This window comes from Chitinophagales bacterium (genome assembly GCA_019694975.1).
In the GTDB taxonomy this organism is placed as follows: Bacteria; Bacteroidota; Bacteroidia; order Chitinophagales; family UBA10324; genus JACCZZ01.
The window spans coordinates 149,042-167,938 of the sequence record JAIBAY010000008.1 but is presented as its reverse complement, the minus strand read 5'-3'; the positions used below and the strand labels follow the sequence as shown (position 1 = coordinate 167,938).

Here is an 18,897-nt window from a genome sequence, read left to right as displayed (position 1 = left end):
CAGTTTAATAATCCAACTCCAGCTTCAGCCTGTCTTTCAAATCCTGCAGCTTCGGGTTTTTTTGCAGCATGTGATTGAATTTTTCACCCGTAGTATATGGCTTGCGTGCAGTTTCTGTCCGTGATTTTTGTTTATCTACCTGGATGACAAGGTCTATAGCCTTTTTATCCAATTCCTTTTTCAGGAAGTAGTACATCTCTTCCCTTTCAGAGTTTAAGGCACTGAGATAGGCTTCTGTTCCAACAAGGATCAGAATCGTTTTACCGGAAACAACTTCCGGCGGAAACGCTTCGAGGATCTTTAAGATCACCTGCTTCTTATCCTTTTCAATAATCTCCAGGTAACTTTTCCAAACCTGCTGAAAGGCATAGCTGTCAATTTCATCATAAACCGCTTCTGCGGCCTCCGGCACTGGCGCCGCGTCTTCCGCCTTTGGTTTTTCCAGCAGTTCCTTTTTTAAATTATCCAGTGATGTAAGCCGAACGGACCCTCCGCCGCCGGTCTTTACAGCGGGCTCAGTCTTCTTATCTTTTGTAACGGAAGGTGCAGTTACGGGTTTACCGGAAGCAGGGAAATCTGTGGTTACCTGTTTTGTTGCAGGCTGTTCCTCTTCCTCCTTATTCAGGAATTTTTTTTTTACTCCCGAAGAAAATTCTTTAGAGAGATCAATTACCTGTTGCAGGTGGCATAGCCTGATAAGCGCCAGTTCCACGCACAATCTTTTATTCCTGCTTGCTTTGTACTGGATTTCCGCATCATTGATAATGGCAAGGCCTGAAATAATAAAGGCGGCAGGTGTATAGAGCGCCTGTTGCACATATCGCTTGCGAATGTTTTCAGAGAAATCCATGAGCACCTGTGTGGCAGTGTCTTTGGCTACAAGCAGGTCGCGAAAGTGATCAGCCATGCCGGAAAGGAAATTTTCACCGTCGAAACCCTTTTGCAGCACCTGGTCAAATGTGAGCAATGCCGAAGAGGTATCGGCGGCCACGAAATAGTCAATCAGCTTAAAAAAATAATCGTAGTCGAGGATATTCAGGTTTTCAACAACGGCAGCGTATTGAATTTTGCGGTTGGAGAATATGCTGATTCTGTCAAACATGGATAATGCGTCCCGCAATGCACCATCCGCTTTTTGTGCAATGATGTGCAATGCATCCTCCTCCGCGCTTATTCCTTCCTTTTTCGCTATGCCCTGCAGGTGCTTTACCATCTCTTCCGTTTTGATGCGGTTGAAATCAAAAATCTGGCAGCGTGATAATATGGTGGGAATGATCTTATGCTTTTCCGTGGTGGCAAGAATAAATATCGCATAGGACGGAGGCTCTTCCAGTGTCTTCAAAAAGGCATTGAAGGCCTGCTGGGAAAGCATGTGCACCTCGTCAATGATATAGATCTTCTTTTTACCGGTCTGTGGTGCAAAGCGCACCTGCTCAATCAGGGCACGGATGTCTTCTACTGAGTTATTGGAAGCGGCATCCAACTCATGAATATTGAAGGATGCATTATGATTGAAGGCTTTGCAGGCATCGCACTCATTACACGGTTCAAAATCCGCAGAAATATTTTCACAATTAACCGCCTTCGCCAGAATCCTTGCACAGGTTGTTTTACCTACACCACGCGGGCCGCAAAAAAGAAATGCCTGGGCCAGCTGATTGGTTCGTATGGCATTTTTCAGGGTGCCGGTAACCTGAGGCTGACCAATCACATCCTCAAAACGAGCGGGGCGATACTTCCGTGCTGATACAATGAAGTTTTCCATGGCGGGTTACAAATATATTCCATCTCTACAAAAACAGATGATAAAAATGAGCGGCCATGCAGCCGCGACTGACAATCAACCCTTATTGATTACCGGAAGCCATTGAGTCAAATATTGCATTCACCATGGACAGGATAATAGAAAAAAGTAACGCCCACCAGAAGCCATCTACCGAAAATCCGGGCACCAGTTCACTGGCCAGTAATATCACACAGGCATTGATCACCAGCAGAAATAAACCTAACGTTAAAATGGTTACAGGAAACGTGAGAATAATCATGATCGGCTTGATGACTGCATTCAGCAAAGCCAGCACAGCGGCTACAATTACGGCGCTGGTCATGCCTTCCACTGCAACGCCCGGGAGAAGGTAGGAAGTAATTAATACCGCCAGGCCACTGATTAATATTTTGACAAGCAGATTCATATCCTTAATCATCTGAATCGTTAAAGTACAACTTTGGATACTTGAAGAAAACCAGTTGTCCGCTGCCTGTCCGCACATCCTGCCATTGATCTACATCAATGCTGATGGCGCAGATACCACTGGTTGGCACATTCTGAATACCGGCGCCGGAGAGGTCGTTCACCAGCGTGGTAATTCCCGGATTGTGACCAAAGATCAATACGGTGTTCTTTTCATCAGGCAGTTCATTGATAATTTCCAACAGCTCATCCGGTGCAGCAAGATATAACCTGTTGTTTTGTACAATATGGTGTTTCTTATAGCCAAGCACCGTTGCAAAGTAACTGGCCGTTGCATATGCACGTTTCGCCGTACTCGATACCATCAGATCAGGTTCGACTTTTAACTGCTTCAGCACGCCGGCCATGAATGGTGCATCCCGTTCGCCGCGCTTGCTTAAGGTGCGGTCATGGTCATCGGCGCGTTCATCCTTCCAGCTCGATTTTGCATGACGAACTATTATAAGCTGTTTCATGATTACTGGGGATAAGAATATTGTGGCAGCGGACTATACATAAAGTAATACCAGTAACTGACTGCATATGACAACACGGCTATAATGATTCCCCACATAAAGACAGTATAAGCAATTCTAATGAGGAAATACTTCCTTCCCAAAACCTGCCCGAGATAATAAAGGTCGCGTATCATGCTGCCATAGAGAAACTCCCTGTCTTTCATCATCTCTGAAAAACCCCAGTTGAATTCATCCAGCTGCATCTTGTGAAAGTTTCCGAAGAATAAAAGATTGGCGCGTTTCTTTTCAATATCCTCTCTCGTAGTGCTTCCGGCAATCAGCTTCGGACGCGTGGAGAGCACAGCAAAGATGATAGAGACAAGACAGACCAGCATCAGAATAGCCGTTGGCCCCACAAGGAAGTAATTGGTTTGCACATCCAGCTTCGACACCAGGTTTGCCAATGCAAAAGACAGAATGATACCATTAATGGACAACAAAAAATTCGCCTTGTCATCCGCCATTTTTGAAAGACTCATATGGTTGTTGATGGTGAGCCGGAAAACGGTTTCTATGCCTCGATCAGGCCTGCTTTCTTTTATTAACCGCTCTTCTTCTTTCCGGCTGCGCTTTTCCCGCTCCTTTCCTTCCGACTTTTCCAAATCTTCCAGTTTCTGCCTGAGTTCCAGCACATGCTGTGTTTTTCTTTTCTCATACGCCAGGTAACAATAAGGTGTATGATATTTATGCTGCGTCAGAAATTCTATTTCCGTTTTGATCCATTCAGACTCCGTATATTTTTTGTTCAGCACGAGTTCCTGTTCCTGCCGCAGGAAATTTGCATTCTCCCAGTATTTTTTACTGGCAATGCCTGAAAGGTCTGCATCGCAAATAATGTATTCGAGCAGGTTGGTCGGCCGTTGCGGATATTTGGTGGCATCAATGCATCCTTTGATGCGTTCAATTTTTTCAGCGGGATAAAGATTTTCTACCAGGAACCGTTCGGCAATTGCCTTACTTCTTTCCTCATGGCCGGCATAGACTTCAATGAACCCCGTATCGTGAAACCATGCTGCCAACAGCACCATTTCCGTTTCTTCTTTCGATAAGCCAATGCCTTCCGCAATTTCAGCCACTGCTTCCACCACTTCCGTAGTGTGCGCATAATTATGATAGATGTGATTAGCGGGTAATTTTTCGCGCAACAGGTTGAATACATAGTCGGCGGATTTCAGCAGAATGGGAGATGCTTTTTTCATAAAGATATTCGCTCGTACAAGGTAAATCTATAATTGAAACTGATTCCTCAGCGGTAAGACCACGGCATGCAGCTATTCAGCGATGCCGTTGCCTTACATATTATTTATTGAAATGAAACTATCACGCATGTCACAGGCAGCTCTGCAAAACGTTTAACCTGACGACTTGAATGCCGGATGCGTGCATAAAGATAAGGAATGAATCCCAGTGACGGATTACTGTTACTGGCCGGAATAAAAAATAACGGACCACTTTCGCCCTTTAGCCATGCAGTATCCACATCATGATGACTTAACCAGAACCATCAGATTTTAACAGCGTGGCTACTCGATCGTTATTTTACTCGTAGTGCGCTGTGTGCCTGAAATGGCTTCAACAAAATAAATTCCGTTAGCCCAACGTGAAACATCCACTGCAATGCTGTTGGTGCCGGACTGCGCATCATAGCTTCCGGACATCTGCTGCTGACCCAGCATATTGTAGACGTGGAGTGATACCGGGCCATCTGCCGACAAAGTAATATCCAGCGTCAGGTTCCCTGAGGCAGGGTTAGGGTAAGCATTGAGCGTGATCGGTAGTAAATCATCCGCTATTTTCTGGGGCAGTGTGGTAAATTTTCGCTTGGCGGTATAACCTGACATCGGAGGATTGGGAGAACTGCAAATGGATCGCACCTGCCAGTCGTAGGTTGTATTCGGTGCAAGCCCGCCAACAGTTACAGATTTTTTATTGGTGTTTTTCGTTGTCCAGACGGATGATGTGGTTGGTTTGTACTGTACCTGGTAAGAACCAGCGTTTGTTGCACTTGACCATTTAAGTTTTGCGGAAACGGCAGTGATATCAATTGCCTGCATGGTACCGAATGAAGGCCTCGAACACGGAGTCCATTCAAATCTGTGAGAACGATAAATACCATCATTGAATTCAGGATCCAATCTCATCTCCCAAACAACATCGCCCTGCGCCGTCACCTCTGTAACACTGGGAAACTGAACACTATAGACGAGGCCCCAGCAGATAAATGTATTCCCGTTAGGCAAACGCTGCATGCTTCCCATGGCTGAACTACTGCCGGTCAGGTTTCTTTCGTACTTCCAGGTTAACGTGATGGTTTTATTGGTTTCATCGAGAATATATTCTTTCGCTGCGCTTTTAGCGGGGCTGTGATAGTTTCCATTATCGAAAACAGTGAGATGACCATTTGAAAGACGCCGCACATCATGCTGATAAGAGAACTTCTGCGGATCGCCGATAAAGGTAAACTCGTTGTGCAGTCCGCCCAGCCGCCAGATGATATCGCCGGTAGTAAAGCTGATTTTCGTTACCTCATCCATGTGCCTGCTCGACAAAAGAAAGCTGGTACCATCTGCCTCGAGCTGAATAGAGTTAGCATGCACATAATCAATTTCACTGGTAGATAACAAAATATGCGTGGCATCCGTGATTTCAAAGTGGTCCCAGCTGCGCCATTGAAACACCACATGCTTTGAAGCATCCAGTTCCTGTATAACTGCACCGATGACCACAGCATTTGGATTGTAATTGGGATTATAAACCGTCATATCCACGTATTGCGGGTCGTAGGCTATCAGGTAGGAATGCCCGTTCGGCAACACTATAAACTCATGCACATCGGCAATATATCCGTTGCCACAATAGAACTTATCAATCATCTTATAGTTTGAGTCAAGCATCTCGTGCCTGTTGAGGTTGTTGTTAAACAGCGTCAGGTAACCGTTTTGATTAATGGTGAATCCGATTCCTTTGGTTTGATCGAATTTTCCGTAAACTGAATCGGCATTATTGCCCATGATGCAATAGTGTGCAGTAGGCTGATATGAAAAATCGAAGTTGTGAAAAAACACACTTCCCGGTGCCGGATTGTTGTTGGCCCAGATGGTAAGTGGTGGTAATCCGCCGGTCCAGTCCGAAAGGTCACGTGTATCACTTGTGGTCTCCGCCGCTGCTGTTCCGAATTCCTCTTCAAACACATGCCGGTGTGCATCGGCCAATCGCTGCTGGTCTGCTGCATTGTACAATGGTTCCGTCTGAAAATTAAACTCGGTGCCTTTGATGATTTCGTTCTGCTTAGTGCGCAATGCATCAGATACGGCAACGGTCACTGATTCATTATTGGCAAATGGTACGGTGGGTTGAAGGAGTATGGTCTTTCCATCATCAGAAAGTATCACATCCACATCATGTCTTCCACTGGCAGAACCTGACACCACAAAATTTTCCGGCCTTAGCGTGGAAGCAGCAATCAGGTTGCCGTTGCGCAGTATGATATTGGTTTGCGGATGATGCATCTTCGAACCCGGAAGCGGTGAGATATACTGAAACTGCGCGAAGACTGCATTGCTTGACAGGCAATAAACTATGATTAGGAAAAGACTACGTACGAAGCTGTTTACCATGAAAGTGAAATTTATAGCGACCAAAGATAAATCATCGATAAGACTACAGATAAAATTCTTTTAACAGCTTTTCTCCTGATCAAACCGTGGGGTGATCAGGAGGAAGAAAATGATCTGTCACCTGTTTAACGGATGAAAACCACTTTAGCCGGTTGCGATACTCCGCTTTCATTAAAAGCTTCTATGGAAAAATAATACGATTGCCCTTTCGTAAGCGCACGCAGTTCGAGTCTTGCTTCTCCGCCGGCAAATACCTGGTACGTCTGGTACAGTTTGTCTGCTGCGATTCCCCATAGTATGTTATAACCGACTACATCCTTTCCGGGCTTCCAGGAAATGACTGCATTGCGGGCATCTTCCTGCCGCGCAACCATAAACATACGTGGTGTTTCCGGCGGGGCGCCTTCATACTTCCCAAACACCCTGATATCGCTGATGGCAAGATTAGACGCAGCCACATAAACGTGTTCATACCGGATATAACGAACCTTTTTTGCCTGCGGCAATTCGATATAAGCATTGGGCCGGTCACGTTTTTCTTTGGTAAGATCGGCAATCATTTCCCATTGCTTTCCGTCAACAGATCCATACATTCTGAATTGGGTGAACACAGTAGAATCACTGTAAAAAATGGCCGATTTGTAATCCACGAAATTGACCTGCATCGCTCTTACTTCGCATATATGCTGCAAATCAATGTTCAGCCATTGTGCATTGTTATTGGCAGCAGCTACCCAGAACGTTCTTGGGTTTTCATCAGTCACCTTATCGGCGGAAAAGGTATCCATTTGCGAAGCGGCAGTACAAGTTTTCTGATAAGACAGCAACATCCAGCCGGTAAACAATTCATTCCGGTTATTCCATTTCCCTGTTGGGAGGTAATGCGGGAAATCGCCAAAACGCGTATCTGAATAAAGCTGATCATCTGCATCAAAGCCTGCCGGAAACATGGCGATACGCCGTTCGAAATTCCAGTTGATGGCAATCCACGGTGTACCGGTATTCCAGTAATTGCCGTATTTGTCCTGGAACGTATTACCGTGACCGGCGCCGGTCATGAAGCCGCCGGGTTTGTACGAGACAGGATTGTAGCGCGCATATTCAAATGGCCCTAAAGGATCATCGGCAATGTATGTGCCATTGGCATACACATTGAACTCAGTGCCCGGTGCTCCATATTGCAGATAGTACTTATCATGGTATTTATTCATCCAGGCACCTTCAATGAAAGGCCGGATGGTATCCGTATGATTCTTTCCGAACCTCTCCCAGCCATGTTCTTCCGGATGCAGGCTGATCAGTCCTTTATAAGCAGATTTATAAGTGAGTTGATGTTGCTTATCCAATTCTGCTCCGTAAATCGGATATACGTTGGACGAACCCCAATACATATACCACCGGTCTTTGTCTTCATCATAAAATATGCAAGGATCCCATGGTCCCACTTCCTTTGGCAGTTGCGGCAACCACCGGTTATAGAAATGAAGTTTCCCGTTTTCCGGTGTTGTGGTAAAGAAAATAGGGCGCTGATCAAAGGTGGATTGAAACAGGTAAAGCGTGTCACGCACCGAAAGAGCGGCCGGAGCGCATATATCCTCCATTGGCCATTTAGACGGAGTGATATAATTCCAGTGTAACAAATCCGTTGAATGCCAGTAACCGCCGGATATGGTGACAAATAAATAATACGTCCCGTTGTGATTTACGATAACGGGATCGGCACCGGAACGATATGATATTTTACTGTTGAGTTGCTCAAAATTATACTGGTAATTAATATCCATAGGATTACAATACGTGGTTATGCCTGATGACTGTGCAGTGGCTTTCAAGAGGCATAACTCCACCATGCAGCAAATTAAAAGCAGGTTCTGATGTAATTTCATATGCAGTTGTTTAATGTGTTGATCGTTTAATGCTTGCTACAATAGATCGAATCCGGCAGCAGTCAAAAAATGAAAATTGAGTATTCATTGAAATCAGCTTGCTACCGCACAGTGTTAACATGCCAGCATGCAATCCATTTGTGAAAATGCACCTATCCAGACTTCTTCTCTCCTGCATTTCAAAAAATGCTGCGGTCAATATCTGTTATTAATTTGAAGCATGGAAATTGGCAAAACGTTGTTTGCTGCAGGCAAGGGGTTCAACAGGCTTTTAATATAGCATTCAAGTCGCAAAATCGGTTATTTTTGGGCATCAATTCCACACCGTAATGCGTTGTTTTTGCCTGCTCCTGTTTTTCCTGTTGCTGTTGCAGGCAGTATCCATGGCACAAACGTATTCGCCGGTTGTAATCACCGGGTTCAACAGTGATCTTGTTGCAGAATCTGCGCCGAATTCACTCGCTACCACTTCCATGTCAACCGACCTCACCGCTCATGTGTTGTACTCTGAAACTTTTGCAGCCGGTGCAGGATTAGCTGCCGGAATTGTTGATGATGGTACAGTGGTTAGCGGCACGAGGACTTATCAGATGGCGCCTTACAATGCTGCGAATGCAGTATATGTTGATGTTGGCCAAACCAAATTGATCACACTCTTCACCACCGGCTCTTACGCTAAGATCAGCCTGATGGGTTTTTCTGCAGAAGGGAACAGCACCCTCAACATCAAACTTACGTTCACTGACGGTAGTACATCTAACTATGGAAATTTTACCTTGTCGGATTGGTTCAATGGCGCCAATGCCGTGTATTGCTGTTTCAGCCGGTGCATCAGAACCACTGCTGCTCCCTACAACATCGATGGTTTGCCTTCCAATCCGCGTTTCTATCCAATAGATATTTCACTCACCTGTGCTGATCAGAAAAAAAACCTGCAAACCATTACGATTAAAAACCTGAATGGCACCACTGGTTTTACCAATGCCTTTATTCTTGCACTCTCCGGTGTGCCGTATTCGCAGAATATTTTTGCCATCCCAAACGATGTTACTTGTCATGGCGGAAGTGATGGCAGCATCAATTTATTTGTCAGTGGAACAGCCGCACCTTTTACTTATTCCTGGAATACTGTTCCTCCACAAACAACGGTGAATGCCACGAACCTGGATTCAGGAACCTATGTATGCACCGTCACTGACATCAATGGTTGTATTACATACGACACTGTTACAGTATCCGTGCTTCCTTCCCTGCCTTTCAGTGTGCAGGCAAATCCCAACTTCATCTGCGCCGGTTCTGCTGCTCAATTAACCGTTTCAGGCATTTCTTCATTTACATGGATGCCTGGCAATATGTCGGCTTCTCCGGTATCGGTCAGTCCTGCAGTGACAACAGTATATACGGTTTCGGGCACAGATGCTAATGGATGTACACGGCAGGATTCTGTAACCGTTGCTGTCAATGCTTTGCCGCTCATTACAGTCAATCCAAATCCCGCTTCGATCTGTTCAGGTGGAGCAATTGGCTTACTGGCTTCAGGCGGTGTTTCATACAGCTGGTCACCCGCCACTGGCTTAAGCAGCAGCACCGTTGCCAATCCAACTGCTAATCCGGCTGCTACCACGGTTTATACAGTAACTGGTATTGGCGCTAATGGCTGCATCAACTCCTCCACCGCTACTGTTAACGTCAATTCAAATCCGGTGGTTAATACACTTGCAGATCCGGCAATTATTTGTTCAGGAGAAACCTCCACACTTTCAGTAATCGGCCTGAATAATTTTACCTGGAGCCCCGGCAGTCAGGTAACATCACCCATCAACGTCAGTCCTGCCACTACTACAACGTACACGGTCAGCGGCAATGATATTAATGGCTGCAGCGGTCAAGCAACTGTTACCGTTACGGTGAATCCATTACCATCCGTTACCAGTAATCCTGCTGCCGTTGCTATTTGTGCAGGCGATGCAACAACGCTTACTGCGGCCGGCGGCATCAATTATAGTTGGCTGCCTGCAACAGGCTTGAATGATCCGAACGTTGCGAATCCGACGGCCAATCCGGCTGCTACCACCGTTTATACGGTAACAGGTTTCAATGCATCAGGTTGCAGCGCAACAGCAACATCAACAGTCACTGTTTATCCGGCGCCTATAGTAAATGCAGTTGCCAACCCTGTCAGCATCTGTGAAGGCGGGCAGGCACAACTTACTGTTACAGGATTAAGCTTCTTCTCCTGGAATCCCGGAGGGCAGACATTTTCACCCGTCACAGTAAGCCCACTGAACAGCACCACCTACACAGTTACCGGCTCGGATGCCAACGGATGCAATGGCGCTGCAACAGTATTCGTTGCCGTGGAACCACTGCCAACGGTAACCGCTACTGCCGATGATACACTGATTTGCGAGGGCGCCGGAACGCTGCTGCATGCTTCCGGTACGGCCACGCAGTTCGCCTGGAGCCCGGGCAATCTCAATGGCAATTCGGTAACCGTTTTCCCTACTGATACCACGCTGTATTCTGTTACGGGCATCCTTGGCAATTGCATAGCAACTGATTCAGTCCTCATCAAAGTGGTAGCATCACCTTCTGTTGCATTCTATCCTTCTGTGCTCGAAGGCTGCGAACCGCTGCAGGTAATTTTTACTGATCAGAGTAATGGCGGCATTGCATGGCACTGGTCATTTGGCGATGGCGATACTTCAGCGGCGCAAAATGCTGCGCATACATTTGATACAGGCAAATGGTCCGTTACAGAAACTGTCAGCAATGCAGCAGGTTGCAGCACTACATTAGTGCTCACCGATCTGATACAGGTGTATGCAAATCCCGTTGCTGATTTTTCCGTTGCGCCTGCAATGAATCTGCCGGTGGAATTAACCAATGCACTTTTTCAGTTCACCAATAAGAGCATTGGCGCTGCTGCATTTTATTGGGATTTTGATGATGGCACTTTCAGCAGTGAAGAAGATCCTGCTCATCGTTATGCAACACCCGGCGAATATTCCGTCACGCTCATGGCCACCGGAACAGGTGATTGCAGCGATACAATAATGAAATCATTTGTGGAAGTGATTCCTGCCACCATCGCTTTCATACCCAATGCTTTTACACCTAACGGCGATGGATTGAATGATATCTTCCTTCCTGCAAACATGAATCTGCAGGCTTTGGAAATGAAAATATTTAATCGCTGGGGCAACCTGATTTTTCAGTCAACTTCAAAAGATACCGGCTGGGATGGCAATACAGACGGCTTGCCGGCTGAAGCAGGTGTGTATATTTATTGGATCAGCCTGGAGTTTGATAATGGAAAAAACGAACTCAGGAAAGGTAATCTGACATTGGTACGATGAAAAGTTTTCCTGAAACATTCAATCAGGTGTTGCTGTAATCTGATCTGTAGCTCAGCGTAAAAAATATTTTTTCCGGTGGAAGTTTTTTATCTCCTGAATACACCGCTTGCGAAAAACCAATGTATGGTTACAGCATATCCTAAGGCATCCAAAATATAAGAAGAGCACAGTACCATATTGAAATAAACGCATCGGACTAAAAAACGCTTTTGTACAAATGAGCAACAATCCGGCATTTATTTTTTGAATGCTTATACTATTTCTTCTTTGAAAATCAATACTGACCGGATCGGCTTATTGCAGTATCTGCTTTGAAACCGCAATAGCACTCGTCAGTGCCGCTTCCACAGTGCCCATAGCCGGTCCCAGGTAAAATGCCTCTCCCGCAAAAAACAAAGTATCACCCACTGAATTGTTTAATGTATCAATTGCCTGCGTTGTATCAAGCGTGGCATAAGCATAGGCACCCAATGTATATTCATCAGCTGCCCAGTTCGCCACTTGCGAGGCAACAACCATTTTTTTCAGTTCATCATTCTCTGTCCCGAAAATTGCAGCCAGCGATTGCATGGCATGCTCCAAAATAAATTCCTCAGAGGTTATTTGCCATTTTCCTGCAGCAGGACCAGCCAGCCATCCTGTCAGTAATGTACTTTGCTCAGGATGCTGCGTCCACCATGTCGGAATGGGTGCATCTGAAATCAGGAAACTTAAATCTCGCCCATCTCTTCCGACACGTTTAGTGGTATCGCCCTGCTTCCAGAATGCAGTCCTGAATTCAATCAGCACTTTGATCACTTTCCCAAAACCCATTTTTGCAATCGCATTCCTTGCGTCTGTAATTTCCGGCGTAAATGAGATTGCACTTTCTCCGCCTGCCTGCTGCAACAGCACACCCAGCGGAACGGTAATGATGACTTTATTCCCGGTAAACTGCTTGCCGTTACGACAACTTACCATCACTTCATTGCCTGACCATGTCACCTCCTTAACGGTAGCATGAAGCTGCAGCATAACACCTCTTGCAAGGCATTCCGCTAAAAGGAAGTCAATCATTTTTATATAACCTCCTTTCACCCGGAAATTCGCTCCGGCTTCTTCATTCATCCATTCATCACGCAACGCAAATATGCTGGCCCTTTTGATATCAGCAGCATCATATCCTTCCGCGAATCCGGTAATGTAGGCACGAATGGCAGCATGTTTTTCATCACTGAAAAAGGCATTGATAAAGTCCTCCACGGTCATATCACGCTGTAATTCTCGCAGCCGTTCTTCCAGCAATGCCTGGTTTTCATAAAATGCTTCTTCCTGCTGAAGCATGCCGGATCTTATCTGCCAGACAGATCCTGATACAGCTTCATATTCAATACCTGCCTCCTTCAGCAGTTGAAGCGTTACAGGTAAAGCACCGTGAATAAATTCAGCGCCTGATTCAACAGGATGTGAGAAAGCATTATTGCTCAGTGTGTGAATGCGACCACCAACCCGTTCACGCCCTTCCAAAATGATCACTTCTTTGCCTTCTTTAACCAGTTCATATGCGGCCATCAAGCCGGCGGCACCTGCTCCAATCACAATTATTCTTTCAGGTTGCATCGGGAAAAATATTGTTGACTGGTGAACATGACGTGCTGAGGTAAGAGCCGTTTTCGAGCCGGCCTATGCGGGAAAAAACATAACGATTGTGAGTGGAAGCCGGGGATCGGCCGTACAGCAATACAGCATTCATTTATCTATCACCATCCTCCTGGTGATAGCATTCTTTTCATCGCTTACCGTATAAAAATAAATACCCGGTTTAAATTTTGAAACATCGAGTGAAATGGAATTCAGCCCTGTATGGCCAACCATTGAATTTTTATATACCTGGTTGCCAATGACGTTCGAAACTTTTATTTCAATCATGCTGCCATGTACAAGGTTTACAGGAATCTCAGTTTTTGACTGAGCGGGATTCGGGGTGTTCTGTCCTACATCAAACCGGTTGGTGGATAAACCGGGAATTCCAATGCTGTTGCTGACGGTGATATAGTATCCGGAGAAATCTACCGGAAGAAAAGTATTCTGCGTAATAAAGACCTTTGCCGATATGGTTAACGGATATACACCTTCTGTAGTAGGAGTACCCTGAATACGCACGCACCCAACGGAATCCGCTTTGAATGTGCAGTTTGTGGGATTGCAGTTGTAATGAAAGGCAACTGTGGAAGGTATGGCATCTAATCCAGTTACACCGGTTAGTTCCACCCTGTTCACATCAATACCTGTTGCAATAACAGATGAATCTTTTAACGGCACTTTAAACTGCACCGTGAAATCATACGGCACATTCGCAGGTCCCGCCGGCATATTGGTGGCCGTATCAGGATAGATACCGGATCCCGGCTGCGACCATTCAGGCGTACAAGCCTGCGGGTAAGCGATGCTTATGGAAAACAAAATGGTTATGCCGCACAGTATTAATTTCTTCATGATGAGCCGTTTCCTGTAAATATAAATTCTAAAAATGATTTTCAGAAGCGGTAATGGATTTTTATCAAAACATTAATGCAGCGTTTTTATGGCATGTTTGCATTCTCCGTGCCGCTTCAACAAGAGTAAGGTTGCCTGAATTGCGTTCAGCATTTTTTCAAACGGTAAAATTGGATTCATGCTGCCACATAAACCCCTTTAGCGGATAATGCAGCTGTTCAACCTGCACGGGAATCTATACCAATACTTTCGCCAACTTGCGATCCGGATCCGCATGCTTATTACTTTCATTTTTTGAACGGAAAAGGTTTATCAGTAGATTTGAATCCTGATGAAAAGCCGTTCCGCTCAACATTCTCTTCGCTATTTTCTCAGTCTTACACCGGGCGCCGTTACCATTGCCGGCAACCTTGCCGGCGGCTGGTGGTCATGCAGCAATACCGTTTACACCATGTTGCTGCTGATCTGCATCGAACACATTACCAAACCTGTTAAAGCATCCAATGATATTGATGACGGAACGGTGCCCAACACTGTGCTCGGATTACACATACTTTTCCATACACTCGCCATATTCACACTGCTGTATGGTATTTACACCGGCATGCTGACAGGCAGGTTTATATGGATTGCATCGCTGTCAACCGGAATTAGCGGAGGCATAGAAGGTATCAACAGCGCACATGAACTCATCCACCGTAAACAATGGTTCGCGCGGCTGGGTGGTATCTGGAATCTTTTGCTGGTGAATTACAGTCATTTTTACGTAGAACACATCCGTGGACATCACCGTTATGTGGGAACACCGCGCGATCCGGCTACAGCGCTTTACGGCGAATCGTTTTACCGGTTCTTCGTCCGCACAGTGCCGGCACAAATACGCAGCGCATTTAAACTCGAAGCGGAACGCCTGCTTAAAGCAAACCAACCTGCGGCCGGCTTAAAAAACATCGTGGTTCAACTGGTTATCCTGCAACTGATGCTCTGTGCAATCATTTTCTTTTGGACAGGTACAATTGGCTTGATGGCATATCTGCACCAGAGTTTCATTGCATTCTTCCTGCTGGAATATGTGAACTACATCGAACACTATGGACTTACCCGTGAACAGGGCCAGAAAGTAAATGCCACACACAGCTGGCAGTGCGATTTACCTGTCAGCCGCTTTGCCCTGATTGAGCTGTCGCGTCATTCCGATCATCATATCACTGCATCAAAACCTTATTACAAACTGATTCACTACGAAGAGAGCCCCGTACTGCCTGCAGGTTATTTCGGATCATTTTACTGGGCCATGATCCCGCCGCTATGGTTCAAAAAAGTGCATCCGGTGCTGAATGATTTTCTTCAAAAAAGAAAAGATGCTGCCTGAATCTTCCATTTTTTTTAAGCTGTTCAATTTCACTGCAAAACTTATCATCACCGTATAGCATGACAAACTATGCATGATCAATGGCTCGACAAACAGGCTTATCCCTTCCGCTCCGGATATTATCACATCGGGAACTTCCGGCTGCATTACATTGATGAAGGACAAGGGGAAACTTTGGTTTTTGTTCACGGAACACCATCCTGGAGTTTCGATTTCCGCAATGTCATCAAGCGTCTTAAATTAAAGTATCGCTGCATAGCCATAGATCATATTGGATTCGGCCTCTCCGATAAACCGGAACACTATGACTATTCCACCTTAAACCACAGCCTGACGCTGGAAAAATTCATACTGGACCTGCAACTGGATAATATAACGCTGGTCGTGCATGATTTCGGCGGACCGATAGGATTGCATTTCGCAATCAGGAATCCGGGCAAAATCAAAAGACTGGTAATTCTCAATACATGGCTGTGGAACAGCAGTGAAGATCCCGGCTTTAAAAAGTTCAGCAAAATATTGAGGAGCCCGCTGCTCCCATTATTATACCGGTACCTGAATTTCTCGCCACGATTTATCCTGCCAAACTCATTCGGCGATAAAAAACTTTCGCGTAAGACACTCAAGCAATTTACGAAACCGTTTGCAAACAGCAAGGAGCGCAACGGCCCGCTGGCATTTGCAAAATCGTTATTAAACGACCAGGAATGGTTTGGTGAACTATGGGAAAAACGGGAAGCGATTTCTTATAAACCAACACTGTTGATCTGGGGTATGAAGGATGCCGTGATCAAACCACATTACCTGGATAGGTTCATAGCAGGTTTTCCATCTTCCAAAGTTTTGAAATTGCCGGGCACCGGGCACTTTCCGCAGGAGGAATCACCTGATGAAGTGGCGGCGGCAATTGAAAAATTTATGCAATAAGAACAGGTTGCTTTTATCAGCATTGATCAGCGAGGTGCAACGTCGCAAAAGTCATTTTCGAAATTATGGGTTTAATGTTTTGCACGGCGTTGTATTATCTTGCACCATTCCATGAGATCCGCTGTTTTTCTTGTAATTGCCCTAGGGGTGTTTTACCAACATAACACTGCATCAGCGCAGGGAAATTCCCTGTTATGGAAGATAACCGGAAATGGCCTATCTGCTCCTTCCTATCTCTATGGCACCATGCATACAAGAGATGCGAGAGTGTTCCGCCTCGCTGATTCTGTGCCGGCTGCCTTTGAATCCTGTGAGGCGTTTGCCATGGAAATTGTTATCGATGATGATTCCCGTTTCAACATCATGCAGGGATTATTCATGGATACAAGCTATTCACTTAACAGGTTACTTACCGCGGCACAGTATGATTCCGTTGACCGTTATTGCCGCGCAAGAACCGGCGAGAGCATCAGGAATTATGAGCGGCTCAAACCTGTCTATACTGCTGCCATCCTTTCACAGTCAGTGTATTCATCAGCTGACTCGGCGGATAACAACAATACCTACTTTCTGGATGAATACTTTCAGCACCTTGCCATGGAACAGGAGAAAAATGTACAGGGGCTGGAAACCATCGCCGAACAATTGCATGTCTTTGATGTGCTCAGTTATGCAGACCAGGCCATGATGCTGATGGAAACCGTCAGACAATCCGGTAAAGAATCGAATACGTACAATGAGATTGTACGTTATTACCTCGACAATGATCTCGTCCGGATGATGTCATTCGAAAATGATTTCTCCCTTCCCGACAGTTTATACGACGGCCTCATCACGATTCGTAACCACCGCATGGCGGACAGGATCGACACGATGATAAAAAAACATTCCACCTTCATAGCGGTTGGGGCAGGCCATCTTGGTGAAACAGAAGGGCTGGTGAATTTGCTGCGCGACAAGGGCTATTCCGTATTGCCGGTGATTCCTTCCTATAACAATTACCTGGCGAATGGCTGGTTTCGCAAATCATCTCCGCAAAATAAATTCAGGGCAGATTTTCCGGTCTTGCCATGGTTGAGCAGTGAAAAAATCGGTTCGCTGACAGCCATGCATTACTCCGCAACGTCTTCCACCTACAGCACGGAAAAGCACAGCTACGATCTGTATGTGGGCAGCGGCTTGCAGGATAGCGTGTTGAGATCTGTCATACAACATCAGTTTAAAATGCCGGTCTTCTTCGATAAAACTATTGCAGACACCGTTCACAACAACAGGCTGCAGTTCGAACTTAAAACCACTGACGGCAGAAACTGCCATGTGCATTGTTATGAGAAAAGCGGGACCGTTTACGTTTTGCTTTATACCTACAGGAAGAAGTATAATAAAGAATTCAGGAACAGGTTTTTCACTTCATTTCAACTGTTACCCTGAATGATAATCTCCGCGGAAGATGCCGTTAAGTTACTGCTGCAGGGAGAAGCAGTGGCCGTACCAACGGAAACCGTTTACGGACTTGCCGCAATTGCCACCAACCCCGAAGCCGTTGCAAAAATTTTTGAAATAAAGAACCGGCCGGCCGACAATCCGCTGATTTGTCATTTTCATAGCATCGAAGAGGTTTATTCATTTGTTGCGGCCATTCCTGTAAACACACTGCTACTGATGCATCGTTTCTCTCCCGGGCCATTGAGTTTTATGCTTGACCTGCCTGATGATTCGCCATTACTTTTTGCCACTGCGGGTAACCGGCAGGTTATTGCGCGCATTCCCGGCCATCCGGTTTTTCTTTCCATTATAGCGCAAATTAATGTTCCACTGGCAGCACCGAGTGCCAACACATCGGGCACCATCTCTCCCACTGCCGCTGCTATGGTAGCAGCTGATCTCGGCGCTAAGATTGCCGGCATTGTGGACGGCGGTGATTCCGCTGTGGGTTTGGAATCAACCATTGTGGATGCAAGAAGCCATAATGAAGTTATCATCCTCAGGCCAGGAATAATTGGAGAAGCAGAAATAAGATCGGTATTGCCGGATGTAACTATCAGCACTCAAACCGATAAAACACCTGCTGCCATTCCGGGAACAAAATACCGGCATTATGCACCGGCCACACCGGTCTTCAGGTTGCAAAACTTAGACGAAATAAACAATCACCCGGGCAGTGCCGTTTTCCTTGTATTGGAAGATATGCAGCGTATCGCCCGCAGTATATTTCCTGTATTGACGGCAAAAAATATTCATCTGCTTTCTTTAGGTTCACTTGCTGATCTGCGATCAATGGCCCGAAATTTTTACCAGGTCATTTCTTCTGTCGATCAGTTGCATCTTGCGAAAGCTTATTTCCTTATACCAGATTTCGGAGATTCATCATTAGGTAAAGCACTGCAAAACAGGCTGGATAAGATATTGGACTGAACCTCGAAAAATTACACCATCATCATTCGGTGTATTATAAATGCTTTTGTCACTTCTGGCGCGATGAAAGTAACAGTAACCAATGCAAGCCTGGAATG

Annotated in this window: 13 protein-coding genes; 5 read left to right on the top strand and 8 right to left on the bottom strand. The window is 45.7% G+C overall.

The window, feature by feature from the left end; all coding sequences use genetic code 11:
- Positions 1-4: 4 nt before the first annotated feature.
- From K1X61_14170 to K1X61_14145, 6 genes are all read right to left on the bottom strand, one after another.
- Positions 5-1,765 (bottom strand): DNA polymerase III subunit gamma/tau, encoded by a 1,761-nt coding sequence (locus tag K1X61_14170; protein MBX7109793.1) that lies wholly within the window; start codon positions 1,763-1,765, stop codon positions 5-7.
- 82 nt (positions 1,766-1,847) lie between these two features.
- Positions 1,848-2,192, bottom strand: coding sequence for a phage holin family protein (locus tag K1X61_14165; protein MBX7109792.1), 345 nt, complete (start codon positions 2,190-2,192; stop codon positions 1,848-1,850).
- A gap of 4 nt (positions 2,193-2,196) precedes the next feature.
- Entirely contained in the window at positions 2,197-2,706 is a 510-nt protein-coding gene (locus tag K1X61_14160) for a histidine phosphatase family protein (GenBank protein MBX7109791.1), read from the bottom strand.
- Between the two features lie 2 nt (positions 2,707-2,708).
- A complete protein-coding gene (locus tag K1X61_14155) occupies positions 2,709-3,947 on the bottom strand; it encodes a phosphohydrolase (GenBank protein ID MBX7109790.1) in 1,239 nt (412 codons plus the stop codon).
- A gap of 324 nt (positions 3,948-4,271) precedes the next feature.
- Positions 4,272-6,365: an aryl-sulfate sulfotransferase gene (locus K1X61_14150; GenBank protein MBX7109789.1), complete on the bottom strand. Its 2,094-nt coding sequence runs from the start codon at positions 6,363-6,365 to the stop codon at positions 4,272-4,274.
- Positions 6,366-6,490: 125 nt separating this feature from the next.
- Complete coding sequence (locus K1X61_14145; protein MBX7109788.1) at positions 6,491-8,251, bottom strand: discoidin domain-containing protein; 1,761 nt, start codon at positions 8,249-8,251, stop codon at positions 6,491-6,493.
- Between the two features lie 329 nt (positions 8,252-8,580).
- Here K1X61_14145 and K1X61_14140 point away from each other — a divergent pair, with 329 nt between their 5' ends.
- On the top strand, positions 8,581-11,610 hold the full coding sequence (locus K1X61_14140; protein MBX7109787.1) for a gliding motility-associated C-terminal domain-containing protein: 3,030 nt from the start codon (positions 8,581-8,583) through the stop codon (positions 11,608-11,610).
- A 294-nt stretch (positions 11,611-11,904) separates the two neighbouring features.
- Here the strand turns inward: K1X61_14140 and K1X61_14135 are convergent, their stop codons facing one another.
- Positions 11,905-13,209 carry an FAD-dependent oxidoreductase gene (locus tag K1X61_14135; protein MBX7109786.1) on the bottom strand — a complete coding sequence of 435 codons (1,305 nt, stop codon included), beginning with the start codon at positions 13,207-13,209 and terminating at the stop codon, positions 11,905-11,907.
- Positions 13,210-13,338: 129 nt separating this feature from the next.
- Complete coding sequence (locus tag K1X61_14130; GenBank protein MBX7109785.1) at positions 13,339-14,085, bottom strand: T9SS type A sorting domain-containing protein; 747 nt, start codon at positions 14,083-14,085, stop codon at positions 13,339-13,341.
- A 331-nt stretch (positions 14,086-14,416) separates the two neighbouring features.
- Here K1X61_14130 and K1X61_14125 point away from each other — a divergent pair, with 331 nt between their 5' ends.
- The 4 genes from K1X61_14125 to K1X61_14110 all read left to right on the top strand — a co-directional run bounded on the left by K1X61_14125 (position 14,417) and on the right by K1X61_14110 (position 18,799).
- Positions 14,417-15,457 (top strand): alkane 1-monooxygenase, encoded by a 1,041-nt coding sequence (locus tag K1X61_14125; protein ID MBX7109784.1) that lies wholly within the window; start codon positions 14,417-14,419, stop codon positions 15,455-15,457.
- 69 nt (positions 15,458-15,526) lie between these two features.
- Positions 15,527-16,384 carry an alpha/beta fold hydrolase gene (locus K1X61_14120; GenBank protein ID MBX7109783.1) on the top strand — a complete coding sequence of 286 codons (858 nt, stop codon included), beginning with the start codon at positions 15,527-15,529 and terminating at the stop codon, positions 16,382-16,384.
- 147 nt (positions 16,385-16,531) lie between these two features.
- Entirely contained in the window at positions 16,532-17,815 is a 1,284-nt protein-coding gene (locus tag K1X61_14115) for a TraB/GumN family protein (GenBank protein ID MBX7109782.1), read from the top strand.
- On the top strand, positions 17,816-18,799 hold the full coding sequence (locus K1X61_14110) for a threonylcarbamoyl-AMP synthase (GenBank protein ID MBX7109781.1): 984 nt from the start codon (positions 17,816-17,818) through the stop codon (positions 18,797-18,799). It abuts the gene before it with no gap.
- Positions 18,800-18,897 lie beyond the last annotated feature (98 nt).

Bases quoted from the DNA above. Each gene is read 5' to 3' on its own strand.
- K1X61_14170 (MBX7109793.1), bottom strand. From the start codon at position 1,765: ATGGAAAACTTCATTGTATCAGCACGGAAGTATCGCCCCGCTCGTTTT.
- K1X61_14165 (MBX7109792.1), bottom strand. From the start codon at position 2,192: ATGAATCTGCTTGTCAAAATATTAATCAGTGGCCTGGCGGTATTAATT.
- K1X61_14160 (MBX7109791.1), bottom strand. From the start codon at position 2,706: ATGAAACAGCTTATAATAGTTCGTCATGCAAAATCGAGCTGGAAGGAT.
- K1X61_14155 (MBX7109790.1), bottom strand. From the start codon at position 3,947: ATGAAAAAAGCATCTCCCATTCTGCTGAAATCCGCCGACTATGTATTC.
- K1X61_14150 (MBX7109789.1), bottom strand. From the start codon at position 6,365: ATGGTAAACAGCTTCGTACGTAGTCTTTTCCTAATCATAGTTTATTGC.
- K1X61_14145 (MBX7109788.1), bottom strand. From the start codon at position 8,251: ATGAAATTACATCAGAACCTGCTTTTAATTTGCTGCATGGTGGAGTTA.
- K1X61_14140 (MBX7109787.1), top strand. From the start codon at position 8,581: ATGCGTTGTTTTTGCCTGCTCCTGTTTTTCCTGTTGCTGTTGCAGGCA.
- K1X61_14135 (MBX7109786.1), bottom strand. From the start codon at position 13,209: ATGCAACCTGAAAGAATAATTGTGATTGGAGCAGGTGCCGCCGGCTTG.
- K1X61_14130 (MBX7109785.1), bottom strand. From the start codon at position 14,085: ATGAAGAAATTAATACTGTGCGGCATAACCATTTTGTTTTCCATAAGC.
- K1X61_14125 (MBX7109784.1), top strand. From the start codon at position 14,417: ATGAAAAGCCGTTCCGCTCAACATTCTCTTCGCTATTTTCTCAGTCTT.
- K1X61_14120 (MBX7109783.1), top strand. From the start codon at position 15,527: ATGCATGATCAATGGCTCGACAAACAGGCTTATCCCTTCCGCTCCGGA.
- K1X61_14110 (MBX7109781.1), top strand. From the start codon at position 17,816: ATGATAATCTCCGCGGAAGATGCCGTTAAGTTACTGCTGCAGGGAGAA.